This is a genomic window from Lachnospiraceae bacterium JLR.KK002 (assembly GCA_036941025.1).
In the GTDB taxonomy this organism is placed as follows: domain Bacteria; phylum Bacillota; class Clostridia; order Lachnospirales; family Lachnospiraceae; genus Petralouisia.
In genome coordinates this window covers 3,475,521-3,492,302 of the sequence record JAYMNP010000001.1, presented here as the reverse complement: position 1 = coordinate 3,492,302, position 16,782 = coordinate 3,475,521, and the positions used below count along the sequence as shown (strand labels likewise).

Genomic DNA, 16,782 nt, shown 5'->3' with positions numbered 1-16,782 from the left:
AAACCAGAGGTCAATCCTCTGGCTGCTCTTTTGCCTTACATATCTCCTGCGCCGTCCCTGCTATGATAGTCAGTTCCGCCTCATCAAAAAATCATTCAATTGACTGCGTAAGATTATTTTTCTTGCCAAAGTTCATGCGATATAATGTTGTAGTGAACATTTACGGTTGCAGACTTGTTATAGTTCTTATTGATGGATATAATATTATGGTATGTTGGGCAGTCAGATATATTTGAATATATGGCAGCACAGGAAAGCGAAAAAATAGAACGTATCACTTCGGTGGGTACGGCGGATATCTAAAAAAATCAGATTGAGGGCGCAATAAACATCTATCGGATATGGCTCATTCTGAAAGATGCACAAAAGCCTGTTGATAATCGAAAAAAAGTAGGAACTTGACCACTTTTTGACTTTTAAGCTTTAAAATATTTTAGATTAGGAGGTTTTTACTATGGCATATAAGATACTCATTGTTGATGATGAAAAAATGCTGACCGAATTATTATCAAGCCACTTGCAGGATTGCGGATATGAGACTTTTGCAGCGGAAGATGCGGAGAAGGCAATATCAATGCTGAATACATATCCAGATTTAATTTTGCTTGACATCAACATGCCCGAAATGGACGGATTGGAGCTATGCAAGATTATCCGTAATAATGTCACCTGCCCTATTTTGTTTTTGACTGCTCGGATTACAGAACAGGACAAGGTAAACGGTTTGCAGGTCGGCGGCGATGACTATATAACCAAGCCTTTTAGTTTACAAGAATTGACCGCAAGGGTGGCGGCTCACCTGCGGAGGGACGAGAGAAGCAAGCGTACTCCTAAAATCGTATCTTCACAAGGCTTAATTGTAAATCTTGCTGAACGCAAAATTTTTTATGGAGAAAGGTCGCTGAACTTATCAAATCGTGAATTTGATATTGTCGAGTTTCTGATGAGTAACGCTAACCAGATATTTGATAAAGAACGGATATACGAAGCCGTATGGGGCTTTAATGCTGAGGGCGACAGCAATGTTATTAAAGAGCATATCCGAAAAATCAGAAATAAACTGACTGAAGCTACGGGCAAGGAATATATAGAAACAGTTTGGGGGATGGGCTATAGATGGAAAAAATGAAGAAAGTAAAATCTATTAAAAGTGCATTTATCTGGACGGTTGCCATTACAATGATAATTGTTTTTACATCCTCTGCTTTGACAATTTATATCTGTTACCGTGTGCAGAAGAATATCCTCCCCGACTCACAGGAAATTTGGCTGCATACACAGACTATTATGGCAGATGGGACGGTATCTGAGGCAAAGCAAAGATTGATACTTGATGAACCTTCTAAAATGTCTATACTTACCCCCGCTAAATCGGAAGAAGAAAAGTTGGGGGATACAGAATTTACAATAGAGAGAATAGAATCCAGCTTCTCCACACTCCGCCCAAAACAACAGTTACTATATAGAGCAATAAGCATTTTTATGGCAGGGCTTCCTTTTATCTATTCAGTTATAGGAATCATGTTATGTGCATGGTGGTTTTATAGGAAAAAGCTATCGCCGCCAATTCAGATTCTTGCAGATGCAACAAAGCACATAAAGGGGCAAGACCTTGATTTTACAGTTGCTTATAACAGTAACGATGAATTAGGCAGGCTCTGCACAGCTTTTGAAGAAATGCGGCAAGCTTTGTATGATAACAATCGACAGCTATGGAATATGATTGAGCAGCGGAGAATTTTACAGGCATCAGTGGCACATGACCTCAGAAATCCGATTGCGATTATAGAGGGCTATGTCGAATATATGCAGCAATGCTTTACAAATGGAAGTCTGAATGATGAGAAATTGCAGCATACACTATCCAACCTTGCGATAACCTCAAAACGACTTGAGCGTTATACAGATTATATTCGTGATTTGAATACCATTGAAGAAACCGAAACAAAGTATTCTGTCGTTCAGTTACCAGATTTTTTGAAAAATGCTACAGAAAGCCTTTCACTTATTGCAGGACAGCATAGCCTGGAGATTGAATATCATTCTACAGTATCCGAATGTCAAGTAAAATTAGATGAGCAAATATTTTACCGTATTGTTGAGAATATCTTTTCTAATGCCATTCGGTATGCTAATAGCAAAGTGAGTTTCCTATACACATTTATTGATGATGCACTTACTATAACCATTACAGACGACGGCAAAGGATTTTCAAAGGCAATGCTCCGCAATAAGAATACCTTTCTTTATTCTGAGGATAAAACGGGTGAACATATGGGACTGGGATTGGCTACAAGCCGTGTCCTTAGCCAGAAACACGGCGGATGTTTAGAACTTTCAAATGTTACTCCGAGTGGAGCTTCTGTAACAATTAAAATTGCAGTCCACAAAATGAGTTGATATTTTTATTTCTGCGAGCAATGAGTCAAGTGCCGTGCTTAAAGCCAACCAAGGAGGATTTGCATAAATCCAATGCAGCGTTTAACATTTCAACGGAGCGTTTCTTGAATATGGTGTTTCTTGTGATATTATGAAATCGGAAAGAAGGTGAAAATATTGAACGTTCAAAAAACAGGCAGTCTGATTGCCGCTATCAGGAAAGAACAAAATCGCACGCAGCAGGATTTAGCGAATGAATTGGGAGTATCAAGTGCAGCTGTTTCAAAATGGGAACGAGGTATCGGATTTCCAGATGTATCTCTTATTGAACCATTAGCTGCATCCCTGGGGATTTCCATAGCAGAATTATTCAAGGGTGAAAGAACAGAAAACAACGTTGATAACGAATATGAAAGTCTGTTGTCAGATGTTGTAAAAGTATCAGCCAATGAAATAACCAGGAAGAAAAAAATAACGAATTGGATGATTGCTATTACTGTTGCTGTTCTTTATTTGATGATTTCTGTAATATCACACAAGTGGGAAATAACCTGGGTGGTCTGGATTGTATATTGTTTTTATCGGATTTTTACTGAATATATCTATAAAAAATATTAGCAATCTACAGAAACGTAAGAAACGGAGGAAAAAATGGTCGATTATTCACAATTTGAGGCAAGTGTAAAATCCGGCATCCATGCAGATGTGAGCCGGATACGGCAAAAGGATGAAATAATAAAAGCCGTCGTCAAAAAGCGGAGAAGCTCCGCGATAATCTGCGTGTGCTTCCTATGTATGTCAGGAATTTCTTTGTTTAAAAGCTGGATTCCCGCCGTTATCTGTTTCCTTCTTGCATTGTTTTTCCTATGGCGGGCTGTCGGAAAATTTTCTGACGAGTATTTACGGGAAATGTACGAGGAGGGGCTTTTGGTTCCCGGCATGATCGTGAAAACGGAACCCCTTACTATCATGGCAATCGCAAACATGACCGCGCGGGATGGTGCGGCAACCGTAAATGGGTGATACTGTCTGGAGGTAAAGGAGCTTGACGGGGCGCAAAAAATTCTATTTGAAAAAATCCCCTGCTCCTGTTTTTTCTGCTATGAGGGCGGCGATTACCATTCTTCCTTCCAACCCCATCCTCTCTATTGGGGAACGGCAGATCAACAGTCTGTTCAAGAAGCACTAAGACAGGTGGAGGAAGACAACAAAGAAAATACCAGAGATGAATGGGAAGTGCTCAAGGAGGTTGCGCGGCAGTTCCCTGATTTGGGAAACGGAAATTTGATTTTATTGGATGAAAATTACGTTCCCTTCGGGAAAAAGAACTACATGGACAGCAACTATAAGCCCCTCAATGAGGAAGCTGACACCAAGTAATATGTTCCATTTAGGAAAACGCTGATGAAAGTGTTTCCCTCGTCGCAAATTCGGGATTGATGGATGAGATAAACCATATGAGGAATGCAAAAATGATGACGATTTGGTCTTGTATCTTTCAAAGAATTTGTGAGATGACAACTTCCCATTTGACACATTGGAAAATCAAAATATGATACCTTTGCCTTAATCTTAATAAGGTGTACTGAGATTATTTATTTTACGGAGGAAACGTAGATGGAACGAAAAAATAAAATTTTGAAAACAGTTTCAGTTGTTCTATTGTTATGCAGTTTTGCTGTACCAATGTATAATATTTTTCCTAATGGGCTGATAGTCAATCAGGATTCATGGTTTTTTACTGAAACTTTTAAAATACTTTTTCAAGAGGGGGTAGGAGCATTTAATTATCTTGGTGTTGTATTTCATCTGGCTGTATGGATTTCCGCTATCATACTGTGTATCGGTTCTTTTGCACAGATGGACAAGATTGTTCGCTTTTCGGCAGGTATCGGCATTGTCCTTCTTTTGATAGGTCTTCTGCTTGCTGTTGTTTTGACGAATGAAATAAAATTGATCCATCCGATTGTTGGGTACATTTGTATTGGATACTGGATTGACTTAATTTTGCTTGTAGTTTGCGCCGCCGTTTCTTCAAAAAAGCACTGAAAATATTTAAAAATTCCCATTTATCGAGCAACATAAATACATAAAGAGTAAGACACATAAGACGTAGAACCAGCAGACTTGTGAGAAATCACAGTTTGTTGGTTTTTCTTATGTAATTTTCTATTCCTTGACCGCATTTTGACATTTGGCTTTTATAATTGAAATACATCAAACATGACAGGAGGATAAACAATGCGAAAACGAATATTATCATTAGTTATGATTTGCGGCTTGCTATTCACTATGACAGCTTGCGGAAATTATAACATAGAGGACGGAAAAGCTCCCCCGCAAAACACGGAAGAAAATCCATTCACAAAATCAGAGGAAGATGGCTCTTTAGGTTTTCTCAGCCACGAGGAAGCGAGTCCCGCCAGAGCTGATGACCAGAGTGTTTTACCGTATGAGTATAACGGCGGAGAATTTACCTTGGACTATCAGTTTGTATCAGAGGGAAAATTGGATAACATAGGCTTCCTGCTCTTTTTGGACGGAAAGCCACAGGCATACAAGGTAAATGATACGGGGGCGGAATATGAGTATCTCCATTGTTTCCAAACATCAGAAAAACACGAAGAAAAATTTTCGTTTGTGTTTACACCGAACACGGGGAAAAAAGGTGATACTTTAAATATTACAATCATGAGCATTACCAATCCCGCTTTCCAACCCGATATGAAAGAAACATCAAGTTACGGCTGGTATCACCAACACCTTGAAAGAGTGCTGAAACTGCATTTTAATGAGGATGCTCCAGACAGCGATATCTTTTATGGAGAAAGTGAAAATATTTTTCGTGATGTCAGCGTTGCAGAAGAAAAAATCACTTCCTCTTTTATTGAGAATGAGCTTGTGAAAAACGGTTGGGATGGAATTACTATGGATACATTGGATAGCGGCGTTTATTCGACTATTTCCTATGATGGCGAATTAGTGTATGACAATATCAATCTTACCAATAAAGATACACTTACAGTGCGTTACACGATTTGCGGAACGCCGGGTACAAGGTATGGCATATCATTCTTCTTAAATCATAAGCCTATATCGTTTGATAAAGTGATTTCATACGATGCAACATTAAGCAAAGGAAATGTGTGGATAATTGAAGCCATCATAGACACCTCTAAATTAGATGACTTCAATACTTTCTATGCGGTAGCTGTTGCTGCAAGCAATGATTGTTCTACAAATAAGACAGGCTCAATTCTGCTTTATAAGGAGGGCTGAAAAATGAAAACAAAATTGATATGTATGTTGTTTATGCTTGTTTTGACCTTTGCCCTGTCAGCATGTAGCGGCGGTCAAGATGATAATACAGAGAAATCCCAAAATGATATAATAACGACACAGCCCAATAACAGCATTCCTGCTGATAATATCGACAATAATATTATAAAGCCAGAGAATGTCGGCAGAGACACCAGACCCACAGAGCCAAACGATAATGATAAAGATGCCGCTAAACCACAGGATGGCACTAAGGAAAAAAGCAGCACGGAATCAGATACGGATAAAAAGGTCAATAATGCAATTCCATTCGAGAATAATGCAGATAACAGTTCCAAAAAGTCTAAAGATAACGGTCAGCAATCCGTAACTGTTGAAATATTTGACAGCTCTGCAACGCCCCAAAAAGGAAGCGGTAATCTTAATGCAAATGGTGGGGAAAATGAAAAATCTAATACTCAAATGACTGAAAGTAAAAACGAAACTATTTTATCTAAATAAGGAGGACTGAAAAATGAAAATGAAATTCATGTGCATTATGCTTATACTTGCTTTTGCTCTTAATCTGTCAGCTTGTGGTAACAGTCAGGAAAATGTGAATCGTTCTGAAAACGGAAGCTCCATAGATGCGCCACAATCCGAAGAAGATAACACATCGGAAAAAACAGGAAGCGGAAGCAGCGACAATAATAAGTCCAACCCACAGAATAGTGATGCAGATAAAAATACTATGGATGTTGGCACAGTGAATGGCTCGGCTTTCTCTGGAAAGGTCAGCGGCTGTTATTACGCTGATGGCAATCGGATTATTGTTGCAGCAGATAAGCTCTATCTTTATGATACTGGGAAAAGCGAGATTATAGCAAGTGCGGATATTTTTTTGAATGAGTTATGTGTGCAGCCTTATTCGGACGGGTATTTCATTGTCGGTGAAGAAAATAGCGGCAGCACGGACTCATTTGCAACGGCACAAAGCAGTAATGGAGTAAAAGGATACCTATTGAATAAGGATTTTGTTGTTGAGAATACAATTTCCTTTCGTGGGCTGCTAAATGATGATTCTGTCCTCCAAATGGCGAGTGTCACCATTTCACAGGACGGAAAACAAATCGCTTTCGGCGGATTACAAGGACTTTATCTCTATGATACTTCTTCCCAAAAGGTACATGCCATTCTGAACTATTCCGAAAATGGCAGGGCAAATAATATGGAGATTGTAACGATGGATAGTCTTGCATTTACGGGAGATAAAACTTTAACTTATGTAGGCATGGGAATAAGCTCTAATGGCGGGGATGGAGTCTCTGTTTATGGAACAGTATCCATAGACAATGCAAGTCTTAGTATCACCCCAAAAGCCGACTATGAAGTGGATGTTGAAGAAGTGCAAAAGGGCGGGAACTTACTTGTAATGCCCCAGAGCTTTAACAAAAATAATGGAACGCTGCTAATGCTTGATACTGCATCTAATACAGAAAAAAAGATTACATTCTCAGGCAGCAGCGAAGGAAAGGACGGGGTTTTCTGCTCTGAGCAAGGGAAATATGTTGCTACTTCCATTTTGGGAGAAGCCAGCGTAACAATAAATATTTATGATACAGCATCGGGAAAGGTTATCCATACCGAAACGGTCAAGGACAACAACAGTACTTATTTCCAGCGTGTCCCGCAGGTTTTAATTTTGGATGAATCCGGCGCCTGTATCGTTGTGCTTGGGCGAGGTATTGGCGAGGTAAGCACCTTAATAACAACATTTGGCTTTAAGGGGTAATTATCTATGAAAGTATCATTTCAGAATATTTCAAAACAGTATAAAGGTAAATATGCCTTAAAGAATTTTACCACTGAACTCTCGGAGGGCATCTATGGACTTTTAGGGGCTAACGGCGCAGGAAAAACAACGCTGATAAATATATTTGTCGGCATTTTAGGCAGCGATAATGGAACTGTTTTGATAGACGGTCAAGATGCAAAAAAAATGGGCAAAGACTTTTTATCAAAAATCGGATATATGCCGCAATACCCTATCTTCTATCGGGATTTTACGGTAATGGATTTCCTGTTATATATGTGTGCGTTAAAAGGAATCCCTGCGGAACAAGGAAAAGAACGGGCTTTGGAGCTTCTGGGCATTGTCAACCTTTTAGATGCGAAAGATAAAAAAATTGGCGCACTTTCTGGTGGTATGCGGCAGAGAGTCGGCATTGTCCAGGCAATGTTAGGCGACCCTAAAATCCTTATTTTAGACGAGCCTACAGCAGGGCTTGACCCAAGTGAACGCATCCGCTTTCGCAATTTGATTTCACAGTTTGCACAGGGACGGACGATTTTGCTGGCTACCCATATCGTTTCCGATGTCGAGTGTATTGCAAAAGAGATTATCATTCTCAAAGAAGGCGCTTTGATTACGCAAGGAACTACCGACGTATTAGAACAGAGTATCTATGGTAAAGTGTGGGAAGTGACAACAAACGCCAAAGAGGCTGCCTGCCTTAGTAACAAATATTATGTCAGTAATATGAAACAGCAGGGCGAAAATTTTTCAGTAAAGATTGTAAGCGATAGTTCGCCCGCAACAAACGCAGTAAAAGCTTCCCCTAACTTGGAAGATGTATTTTTATATTATTTCCGCGGGCAATGAGTCAAGCGCCGTGCTTGCACGAGCATTTGACGAATGCCGCGAGAGTCGAAAGACATTGGAGAGAAAAAATGACACGCTTAATCAGATATGAATTTTATAAATTATTTTGCAAGCGGTCAATACTTGTTGTACTTATTCTGTTCAGCGTAATAAACCTGTTCAAAATAAATAATGAATTTCATTCCTATTCCTACTTGGCAGACGGGAATGACAGCCGCAGTTGGAACAGCGTGTATTGGCAGCTCTATGAGAAATATCGTGGAGAGATAACTACCGATAAAATCAACAATCTTCTTGACCTATATCAGCCGTTAGAAGATGCTACGGCTGATATGACGGCAAGCACAGACACAGATGACCCGAATACGATGACGGGAAATATTTATAGTGACGAAAACATCTTAGAAAAATACTATGTAGAGCCTATGGAATATTTTTATAATTATCGGACTTATGCTTCGGAAGTGGCAAAAAAGGCAAAAGAAAATGCTGCATTTTACAAGGAACAAGGACTTAACTTTGAAGTGCGTAAAAACAGTGTTATTTACAATCTTTATTCTGGACGGAATATACCAGCTTTTGCCTATCAGGAAATGTATAACTATTATTTGAACTATGATTTTTCAAATATATTGGTTTTGTTACTTTGTTTATATGGGATTATCAGCACTTTCGTCTATGAAAAGGAAACGCAGATGGATATGCTGTTACTGACGAACCCTAATGGCGGTAAAAAAACCGTATTAGCTAAAATTGTTGCAGTTACTTTATTTGTAATAAGTGTTGTAATATGGTTTTCCGTTCTGGATTATCTTGGCTTTTCCTTTTCATTTGGAACAATGGAAGGATATAATCTTCCTCTGTATGCCATCAGCAATTTCAGTACGGCTGCGGTAAACTGCAATTTGTGGCAATACGTAGTTCTATCCGCAATTACAAAAGCAATCGGCATATGGACTATGAGTATGGTATTCCTACTGATTTCCATGTTTTGGCGTAATGCTCTTATCCCATTTGTCGCTGATTTTGGAGCAGCCTTATGTTTGATTATTACAGGTGCGTCGCAGAGTTACTCAAGCAATATTTGGCTAAAGATAATAAACCCATACTCGCTGCTCACTAACCGCATTCTGTTCGGCAAGACGGAATTTATCGATTTTGCGGGCTATCCAATACAAAGTTTTTTAGCAGCTATTATTTTTGCCGTAATAGTGGGAATGGTTGTAATAACGGTAATGGTTATACTTTCTAAAAAGAACTGCCATTGCCGGGACAGGAGGATAAAATGTCTGGATTCATGTACGAAATAAAAAAGATAATGCTCCACCAAAAGGGGATGCTCTATATCGTCATTGTCCTATTGTTTGGAACTGTATGGCTCGTTGCATCAGACAATCCTTATAATAGTGCAATGGAACAGTACAAAAGTGAATATGAATGGTATCTTGATAAGGTAAATGGATACTGTACCGATGAATCTTCTCTTTATCTGGAACAGGAAGCAGAGAGAATTGCAGACGCCAAGGAGAAACAAAATTATCTTTTGCAAAGCTACTATGATGGCAAAATCAGTGAAAGCGAATATAAGAAGGAGAGCCAAGAAATTGAAAAGGTTCTGGAACATCAGAACGGATTTGAGGTCGTTTATCAGCAATATCTCTACACCTGCGAAAATGCCAAAAACCGCTATTTTCTTCAAACGAACGGATGGACGGGGCTTCTTGGCAGAGGTACGCTTAATTTTGTCCTGTTCCTTGGCATTTTGCTTTTGGTTACGCCCGTATTCTGTTCCGAGTATAGCTGCCAGATGGATGCTTTGATTTTGACCTCCAAAGAGGGACGAAAAAGCTCTTTGCATAAGCTGCTCATTATTATTTCGGGCGTCCTCTTGATGTGCGTAAGCATATCGCTCATTGAATACGGATTTTACAGCCTCAAATATGGACTGCCTAATGGAAATTATCCCATCCAAAGCCTTAGTTACTTTGCAGGCAGCAACAAAAGCATAACTTTATTCGAGGGATATGTATATATAGGATTGCTCCGTCTTTTTGGCAGCGTGTTTTTAACAATACTTCTTATGTTTATTTCTGTTTTGGCGAAAAAGTATGCGGTGACCCTGCTTGCAGGTGCAGTATCGGTCATTATTCCCTATGTAGGTCTATCCAAAACAATTATTTACCGGCTGCCTTTGCCTTTGCCATTTCTGCTCGGAACAGACTTTTTTGCAGGAGATATTGTTTCAAGTGATGCTTTTACAGGTGATGAGAAAATTATTTTTGCAGAGATTCATACTATTACACTGCTGATTTTGTTTTCAGTATCCGTATTCTTATGTATTTTGGCTGCCGCTTGGATTTTACGGAGCAATTCTAACAAATGGCAAATGAAAACAAGGAAAATGCGAAATGTACCGACTCTTGCTATCATACTTAGTTTCGTATTGACAATGACAGGATGTTCAGATAACGGAAAAAGCCAGAATTTTGTTTATAATTCATCGGTGGAATATGATTGTATGGGCTATGAAATAACACAGGACACAGAAACTTTTGACTATTATCTTAAAAATGTTTCTACGGAAGAAATGCTTCATTTAGTACGCTCACCTATGTTTGGGGTGTTTTCTGATGAAGAAAAGGTATGTGCGTTTTGTGTATGTTCACCATATCTATATTATACGACATCGGTTACGGAAAGCTATGTGAACCGTGTCGGAAACTATAACAGCAGCATAACAAAGGTGTCGGTGGTAGAACTTAATTTAGATACCTTTGAGGAAAATATCGTTTTTGAACAGATTACAAATTCTGGTCGTTCCCTCTTTGACATTGATTATGAGACGGGTGATAAATGGAAGTTTTTAGAGTTCCATCACGATTTTTTCATAAATAATGACAGCATATTTTTCATTAGCAATGATGGTATAACAGTAGTAAACCGTTTCACGAAAGGCATTACAAAACTTGACATCCCTACAAGTGGAAATATCTCATTCGATGGAGAAAACATTTTTTACAAAAACGAGCAATCGGTTTTAACAAGGTATCATGTTCTAAGCGGCGAAACTTTTACTTATGAAAAAGTAGTTGCGTATGATTTCTGCATTGATGAGCAGTCGATTTATTATGTATCCAGAACAGACGGAAGTCGTGTATATTCCTGCAATAAGGATGGGAACAACAAAAGATTGATGAGCGATACGCCCGCAATGTCGGTTACTTGTGATACTGGCAACATTTATATATTAGCAAAAGAAAGTGGGGAGAACATCGTTTTATCAAAAAGTCGTTGAATAGTGCCTAATTCTTGACCAGTTTTTGACTTTCCTATGAAACAATATATTTTGGAAAAAGGAATGAGGAACAAATGCGGCAATGGATAAAAAACAACACAGAAAGAGAAAAAAACTCAAGAAGAGAAAAAAAGTCAAACGGCTTGTGATAGCTTATCTGCTCAGAGCAGTCGTTATACTGATACCAGTAATAATGATAATACTTATGGTTTGCGGCTGTCTTTACATATGCGAAAAGTTTACAAAGGAAGATAAAAAAACAGATATATATACCAATACATATACAGATACGAACGCTGGCAATGGCGCTGCTCCTATTACTTCAACAGCTGACTACGTTTCAAAATTTTGCGTCATCATAGATGCAGGACATGGCGGAAGTGACGGTGGGACTGTCAGTGGAAAAATTATAGAAAAGGATATTAACCTTTCGGTTGCATTGAAGTTAAAAACGATTCTGGAGGATAACAATATTGAAGTTATTCTGACCAGAAACTCCGATGAGAAGATGAGCCTTGCACAGCGGACTTCTGTTGCAAACGACTCCAATGCAGATTTTTTTATCAGCCTTCATTGCAACTATTATGAAGATGATGCGCAGATAGCAGGTTTGGAATGTTATTACAATAGTCCAGACGCAACGGAAAGCAAAGCATATGCAGAAAGCATAATCCATGCAGTTTCGCTAAACAATGACGTGAAAACGAGGGATGCAAAAACCGAAAACTATTATGTTTTGCGGAATACTCAAATACCTGCTGTTTTGGTGGAAATGGGATTTCTTTCAAATTATTCTGAGAGTCAAAAGCTGTTAAATGACGACTATCAGGAAATCTTGGCGCAGAGAATGGCAGAGGGAATTTTTAACAAGATAAAAGGAGATGAAAACTTATGAAGAATCATTCAAAAGGCAATAACAATAAAAACGAGATAGAACTGTTATTGAGAAAAGCGCTTAGAATAAAACAAAAACCCAGCCAAGAACTAAATGACTCTATTATTCGTCAATACGAAAAAAATATTGAGCAAAGAAAAATTAATGTTAAAAGGCTTTAGTATCTCCCTCCTACTATCGGAAGTGCAAGCAAAAAGTTTTGATTGAGTCAAAAAACATACAAGTACCAGTCATCAAAGAGCCAGACACTTTAGATGCAGAGCCAATGAACGTGTGAGCAATCATAATTTGTTTTTTACATGACAAACTCGTCTCCACCAAATAAAAAAACGGCGATTTGGATGGTGTTCCGTAAGGAAGTTGCCCTAAAGACCGAAATATTGTGATATGCTGCTATGTAGACAGTGTAGCCTTGCGGCTACGCTGTTTTACTGCTCTGGCTGACTGTTCTTTTCCGCATATGCTCTTGGAACAGTTCTTCCATTTCTTCGGGCATCGGCTCTCTGACAATGCCGACGCTGTTGTAGTAAATATCTAAACTCTGGTAACGCTGACCGTCAATATATTCTGGCTTGGACACGACAATCTTCTCAATAAACTCGTGTACGATTTCGGGGGTTAATTCCGTAAGCTGTGTGACGCATTTTACCCTGTCGATAAAACGCTGAAGGCTGTCACTCTTGTCTGTTTCGGTTTCAAGGTACTGTTCCATATTGGGGATGGATTCTTTTAACTGTTTCTGCTCGTCCTCAAATGCCATTGACATGGTGGCGAAACGCCCATCAGAGATTTTCCCGCTTACATTGTCCTCATAAATCTTCTGGATAAGGCTGTCAATCTCTTTCACCCGCTTTTTTGCCTGTGCAAGCTCCCTGCGCTTTTCGGATAATTCTTTCCTCTTTTCCTCTCCGAAAGCCGCCATCTGATTTCTGGCAAAATCTTTTTCAAAACACTGAACGTACCAGAACACACGCTGCATACTGTCCAATACCGCCTTTTCCACTACTTTTTCTCGGATATAGTGGGCAGAGCATACATCAGAGTTTTTGCGGTAGGAAGAACAGAAGAAATAAGCCTGTTCCCTCTTGTAATTATTCACCGTGCTGTAATAGAGTTTCTCCCCGCAGTCGGCGCAATAGAGCAGACCAGAAAACATGCTGATAATCCCGCTCCTTGTCGGTCTGCGGCGGTGTTCCCGAAGCTCCTGCACGAGCATGAAGGTTTCTTCGTCAATGATTGCGGGATGGGTGTTTTTAAATATCTGCCATTCCTCCTGCGGGAGTTCCAGCCGCTTCTTGCTTTTAAATGATTTGTGCATGGTGCGGAAATTGACGGTGTCCCCGATATATTCCTGTCGGGAGAGGATGCGTACTACGCTGGCTGCTGACCAGTGGTAGGGTGTGGCGGGCGGTTTTCGGTATGCCATCCCAATGCTGTTCCAGTAAACCGTCGGAGTCATTACCTTGTCGGCTTTCAGTTTTTTTGCTATCTGCGTCGGTCCAAGCCCTGCCACGCATAAGCTGAAAATCTGTTTTACTATTTTTGCCGCAGGCTCGTCGATAATCCATTTTCGGGGATTTTCAGTGTCTTTTTTATAGCCGTATGGCAGGTTGCTTGTAAGCGGGATTCCTGACATCCCCTTATTGCGGAATACATTCTTTACTTTTTGGCTTGTGTTCTTGGCGTGCCATTCATTGAATAAATCCTGCATGGGGACAAGGTCGCTGATGCCTTTTGCTGTGTCGATATTGTCCATGATGGCGATATAACGTACCTCCATGCGGTCAAAATCTTCTTCCAATAACTGCCCGACAACAAGGCGGTTACGCCCAAGCCTTGAGTGGTCTTTGACGATAATCGTCCCGATTTTCCCCTGCTCGGCTAAGTCCATCATTTCCATAAATGCGGGTCTTGTAAACGACACCCCCGAAAATCCATCGTCAATAAAGAAGCGGGCATTGCGGAAACCATTTTCTTTTGCGTATTTCTCCAGTATGGACTGCTGGTTTTTGATGCTGCCCGAAAGCCCGTCCTGCTCATCGTCACGGCTTAAACGGCAGTATAAAGCTGTTATTTTATCTGGCTGGCTGCTCATAATTCTCCTTTCCACAGCCAGATATGATATGAATTGTAGGTGCCATTATCATACCATATCTGGCAGAATACTTCAACGCTTTAAAGCCTTAATTCAAATCCTGTTTATGCGTTTAGGAGAATACGCTTGGTCTTTTCCTCTATGCTTTCAGATGCGGAAGCGTTAAAATGGGCATTGACTGTGTAAACCGTGCCGTCTATTTCTTTCTGGAAATTAAGTGGATGGGGATATTGCGACCTGCGGAACCATGCCAACCGTTCTTCTTTTGTCATGGATGCAAGGCAGTCCGTAATCCCATCAATCATCTGGCGGATGGCAGTTTCTTCTGAAAATTCTTCTTTTTCTGTGTCGCTAAAAGGCTCATTCATCGCAATGGTTCCTCCCTCCTGCGGTCTGCCCTGCCTGTTCTGGCATTTGTATTTGACCGCTGGTTTTCCATCGTGTCGTGGATTTGGTCTAAGCAGTTGTCGATATGGGCGGAGCGTTTTTCAATCCCGTCTGCATATTTCAGACGTTTCCTAAGCTCCGTTATCTGCTCCGTCACGCCCTGTTTTTCGGCTCGGAGTGTTTCTTTTTCGGCTGGTGTGGCACGGCGTACTTTATTCCGCAAGTGCTGGCGGTAGTCAATCAGTTTATTCATTTCACTCTGGTTTTGCTCCCTGTCGGCGTGTAAGTCGGAGAGTGTAGAGATATTATGCTTTGACATATACCGTACCTGTGCGGTAATCTCGTCCAGTTTCCGAAGCTCCTCTTTCATCAACGGGCTTGTCGGCTTGTAGTCCGTGCCTTTGGGGAATATCCCTAACTGATAGCACCAGTAGTAATACAACGCTAAGATTCCCGTGCTTTTCTGGTGTGGTTTCCATGCGTTTTTGTACTGTTGATTTTGTCAAGATTAGTTGACACATTTTTCTCAAGGGTTTTGTATTCTATGCTGCTTCTTCCAGAGAATCATAGTATCGCTGTCGTTTGATGATGGGAGGAAGCCCTCCATTAGCAGAACAGATCCTCCGGTTATTCCAATAGCTGATGAAATATCTCCAGATCAGGGTTTTCAGTTCATCTGTGCTCATCTTCTCAGTATCATAGCGGTCATATAACAGTTCTGATTTCATTCTGGCCCACATGCTTTCACAGCGGGCATTATCATGGCATCTTCCACCCGCGCTGTTCATGCTTTGTCGGATGCCATATTGATTGATTGCGTCCCGATAAAGCCGGCTGGTGTACTGGCTTCCCCTGTCACTGTGGATAATTGCTCCGCGGATGCCTGGATACGCTTCCGCCGCGTTTTTCAATGTCCGCACACATAACGGAGCTTTCATGTTTGTATCCATTGCCAGGCCAACCACGCTGGAATCGAAGCAGTCGAAAACAGCGGAAACATACAGCTTTCCATCGCTGGCTTTGATCTCTGTTATGTCTGTTACGCACTTGGACAGCGGTTCCTCTGACTTGAAATCACGTTTTAACAGATCTTCTGATTTCCGGGCTTCCCGGTCTGCTTTCGTGATTCCGTTTGGTTTACGCCTGGGATGATGGCTGATTCCAATATCCTCCATGACACGGTAAACAGTACGTTCGCTGGGAATATCCACATTTTCAGGCTGTTTTAACATTAATGCCTGATACATGCGGATCCGGCCGTAGGTGTCATTACAATCGTCTTCCTCAAGGATCTCCATCATGGCATCTGCCAGAGCCTGGTACTTCCATGGGCGGTCTTTATTTGCAAGGTACCGGTAAAATCCCTGCCTGCTGACACGAAGGGCTCTGCAGTAAAAAGAAAGATTTCCTTTTAATTCGCCGTCTTTGGTTTTAAACGCAATAAACTTCATTCTTTCGTTTTTGCTGACCTCAGACGGCTCGCGGCGAAAAAAGCGCTGGCTTCCTCAAGAAAGTCATTTTCCTTTTTCAAACGGCGGATTTCTTTTTCCTGTTCCTTAACCTGCTGTCGGAGCTTTAAGAGTTCCTCATTAAGCGTCATGGCGCTTTGCGGGGTCTGTGAACCTGCCCCAAGGTCGAGGCTGCCAGGGCGGTTGGCCCGTACCCAGCCATACATAGTATTCTTTGGTACCCCCAGTTCTTTGGCGGCTTTTGCTTGTCCGATTTCCTTTGCGAGTTTCACTGCCTGTACTTTGTATTCATGGTCGTATTGCCTGTTTTCTGCCATTTTTGTTCACTCCTTATTCTCTTGA

At 40.7% G+C, this 16,782-nt stretch carries 19 protein-coding genes and 2 pseudogenes; 15 read left to right on the top strand and 6 right to left on the bottom strand.

Going from position 1 to position 16,782, the window contains the following annotated elements; all coding sequences use genetic code 11:
• Positions 1-10: 10 nt before the first annotated feature.
• Positions 11-83: pseudogene (locus tag VSQ32_17050) on the bottom strand (XRE family transcriptional regulator).
• Between the two features lie 371 nt (positions 84-454).
• Here VSQ32_17050 and VSQ32_17045 point away from each other — a divergent pair.
• The 15 genes and pseudogenes from VSQ32_17045 to VSQ32_16975 all read left to right on the top strand — a co-directional run bounded on the left by VSQ32_17045 (position 455) and on the right by VSQ32_16975 (position 12,766).
• Positions 455-1,129, top strand: coding sequence for a response regulator transcription factor (locus tag VSQ32_17045; protein MEH2944512.1), 675 nt, complete (start codon positions 455-457; stop codon positions 1,127-1,129).
• Positions 1,117-2,400, top strand: a complete 1,284-nt coding sequence (locus VSQ32_17040; protein ID MEH2944511.1) for a HAMP domain-containing sensor histidine kinase — start codon at positions 1,117-1,119, stop codon at positions 2,398-2,400. The genes VSQ32_17045 and VSQ32_17040 overlap by 13 nt, the downstream gene beginning before the upstream one ends.
• A 147-nt stretch (positions 2,401-2,547) precedes the next feature.
• Entirely contained in the window at positions 2,548-2,997 is a 450-nt protein-coding gene (locus VSQ32_17035; protein MEH2944510.1) for a helix-turn-helix transcriptional regulator, read from the top strand.
• Between the two features lie 33 nt (positions 2,998-3,030).
• Positions 3,031-3,402: a hypothetical protein gene (locus VSQ32_17030; protein MEH2944509.1), complete on the top strand. Its 372-nt coding sequence runs from the start codon at positions 3,031-3,033 to the stop codon at positions 3,400-3,402.
• A gap of 171 nt (positions 3,403-3,573) precedes the next feature.
• Positions 3,574-3,759 (top strand): hypothetical protein, encoded by a 186-nt coding sequence (locus VSQ32_17025; GenBank protein MEH2944508.1) that lies wholly within the window; start codon positions 3,574-3,576, stop codon positions 3,757-3,759.
• Between the two features lie 237 nt (positions 3,760-3,996).
• Entirely contained in the window at positions 3,997-4,428 is a 432-nt protein-coding gene (locus tag VSQ32_17020; protein MEH2944507.1) for a hypothetical protein, read from the top strand.
• Between the two features lie 192 nt (positions 4,429-4,620).
• On the top strand, positions 4,621-5,658 hold the full coding sequence (locus VSQ32_17015; GenBank protein ID MEH2944506.1) for a hypothetical protein: 1,038 nt from the start codon (positions 4,621-4,623) through the stop codon (positions 5,656-5,658).
• A 3-nt stretch (positions 5,659-5,661) separates the two neighbouring features.
• Positions 5,662-6,159, top strand: a complete 498-nt coding sequence (locus VSQ32_17010) for a hypothetical protein (protein ID MEH2944505.1) — start codon at positions 5,662-5,664, stop codon at positions 6,157-6,159.
• Between the two features lie 13 nt (positions 6,160-6,172).
• The gene (locus VSQ32_17005; protein ID MEH2944504.1) at positions 6,173-7,429 is read left to right on the top strand and encodes a hypothetical protein; all 1,257 of its coding nucleotides are present in this window, start codon (positions 6,173-6,175) and stop codon (positions 7,427-7,429) included.
• A gap of 6 nt (positions 7,430-7,435) precedes the next feature.
• Positions 7,436-8,299 (top strand): ABC transporter ATP-binding protein, encoded by an 864-nt coding sequence (locus VSQ32_17000; protein MEH2944503.1) that lies wholly within the window; start codon positions 7,436-7,438, stop codon positions 8,297-8,299.
• A 68-nt stretch (positions 8,300-8,367) separates the two neighbouring features.
• Positions 8,368-9,609 (top strand): ABC transporter permease, encoded by a 1,242-nt coding sequence (locus tag VSQ32_16995; GenBank protein MEH2944502.1) that lies wholly within the window; start codon positions 8,368-8,370, stop codon positions 9,607-9,609.
• Positions 9,585-11,594: an ABC transporter permease gene (locus VSQ32_16990; GenBank protein ID MEH2944501.1), complete on the top strand. Its 2,010-nt coding sequence runs from the start codon at positions 9,585-9,587 to the stop codon at positions 11,592-11,594. Before VSQ32_16995 ends, VSQ32_16990 begins: the two co-directional genes overlap by 25 nt.
• A gap of 82 nt (positions 11,595-11,676) precedes the next feature.
• Positions 11,677-12,489, top strand: a complete 813-nt coding sequence (locus VSQ32_16985; GenBank protein ID MEH2944500.1) for an N-acetylmuramoyl-L-alanine amidase — start codon at positions 11,677-11,679, stop codon at positions 12,487-12,489.
• A complete protein-coding gene (locus VSQ32_16980; GenBank protein ID MEH2944499.1) occupies positions 12,486-12,650 on the top strand; it encodes a hypothetical protein in 165 nt (54 codons plus the stop codon). The genes VSQ32_16985 and VSQ32_16980 overlap by 4 nt, the downstream gene beginning before the upstream one ends.
• Positions 12,651-12,667: 17 nt before the next feature.
• Positions 12,668-12,766, top strand: a pseudogene (locus tag VSQ32_16975) (cysteine-rich KTR domain-containing protein).
• Between the two features lie 141 nt (positions 12,767-12,907).
• Here VSQ32_16975 and VSQ32_16970 read toward each other — a convergent pair.
• From VSQ32_16970 to VSQ32_16950, 5 genes are all read right to left on the bottom strand, one after another.
• Positions 12,908-14,584, bottom strand: coding sequence for a recombinase family protein (locus VSQ32_16970; protein ID MEH2944498.1), 1,677 nt, complete (start codon positions 14,582-14,584; stop codon positions 12,908-12,910).
• Between the two features lie 104 nt (positions 14,585-14,688).
• Positions 14,689-14,952 (bottom strand): transposon-encoded TnpW family protein, encoded by a 264-nt coding sequence (locus tag VSQ32_16965; protein ID MEH2944497.1) that lies wholly within the window; start codon positions 14,950-14,952, stop codon positions 14,689-14,691.
• A complete protein-coding gene (locus VSQ32_16960) occupies positions 14,949-15,413 on the bottom strand; it encodes a hypothetical protein (protein MEH2944496.1) in 465 nt (154 codons plus the stop codon). The genes VSQ32_16965 and VSQ32_16960 overlap by 4 nt, the downstream gene beginning before the upstream one ends.
• Positions 15,414-15,513: 100 nt before the next feature.
• Positions 15,514-16,422, bottom strand: a complete 909-nt coding sequence (locus tag VSQ32_16955; GenBank protein MEH2944495.1) for an IS3 family transposase — start codon at positions 16,420-16,422, stop codon at positions 15,514-15,516.
• The gene (locus VSQ32_16950) at positions 16,419-16,757 is read right to left on the bottom strand and encodes a transposase (GenBank protein MEH2944494.1); all 339 of its coding nucleotides are present in this window, start codon (positions 16,755-16,757) and stop codon (positions 16,419-16,421) included. The genes VSQ32_16955 and VSQ32_16950 overlap by 4 nt, the downstream gene beginning before the upstream one ends.
• Between the last annotated feature and the right edge of the window lie 25 nt (positions 16,758-16,782).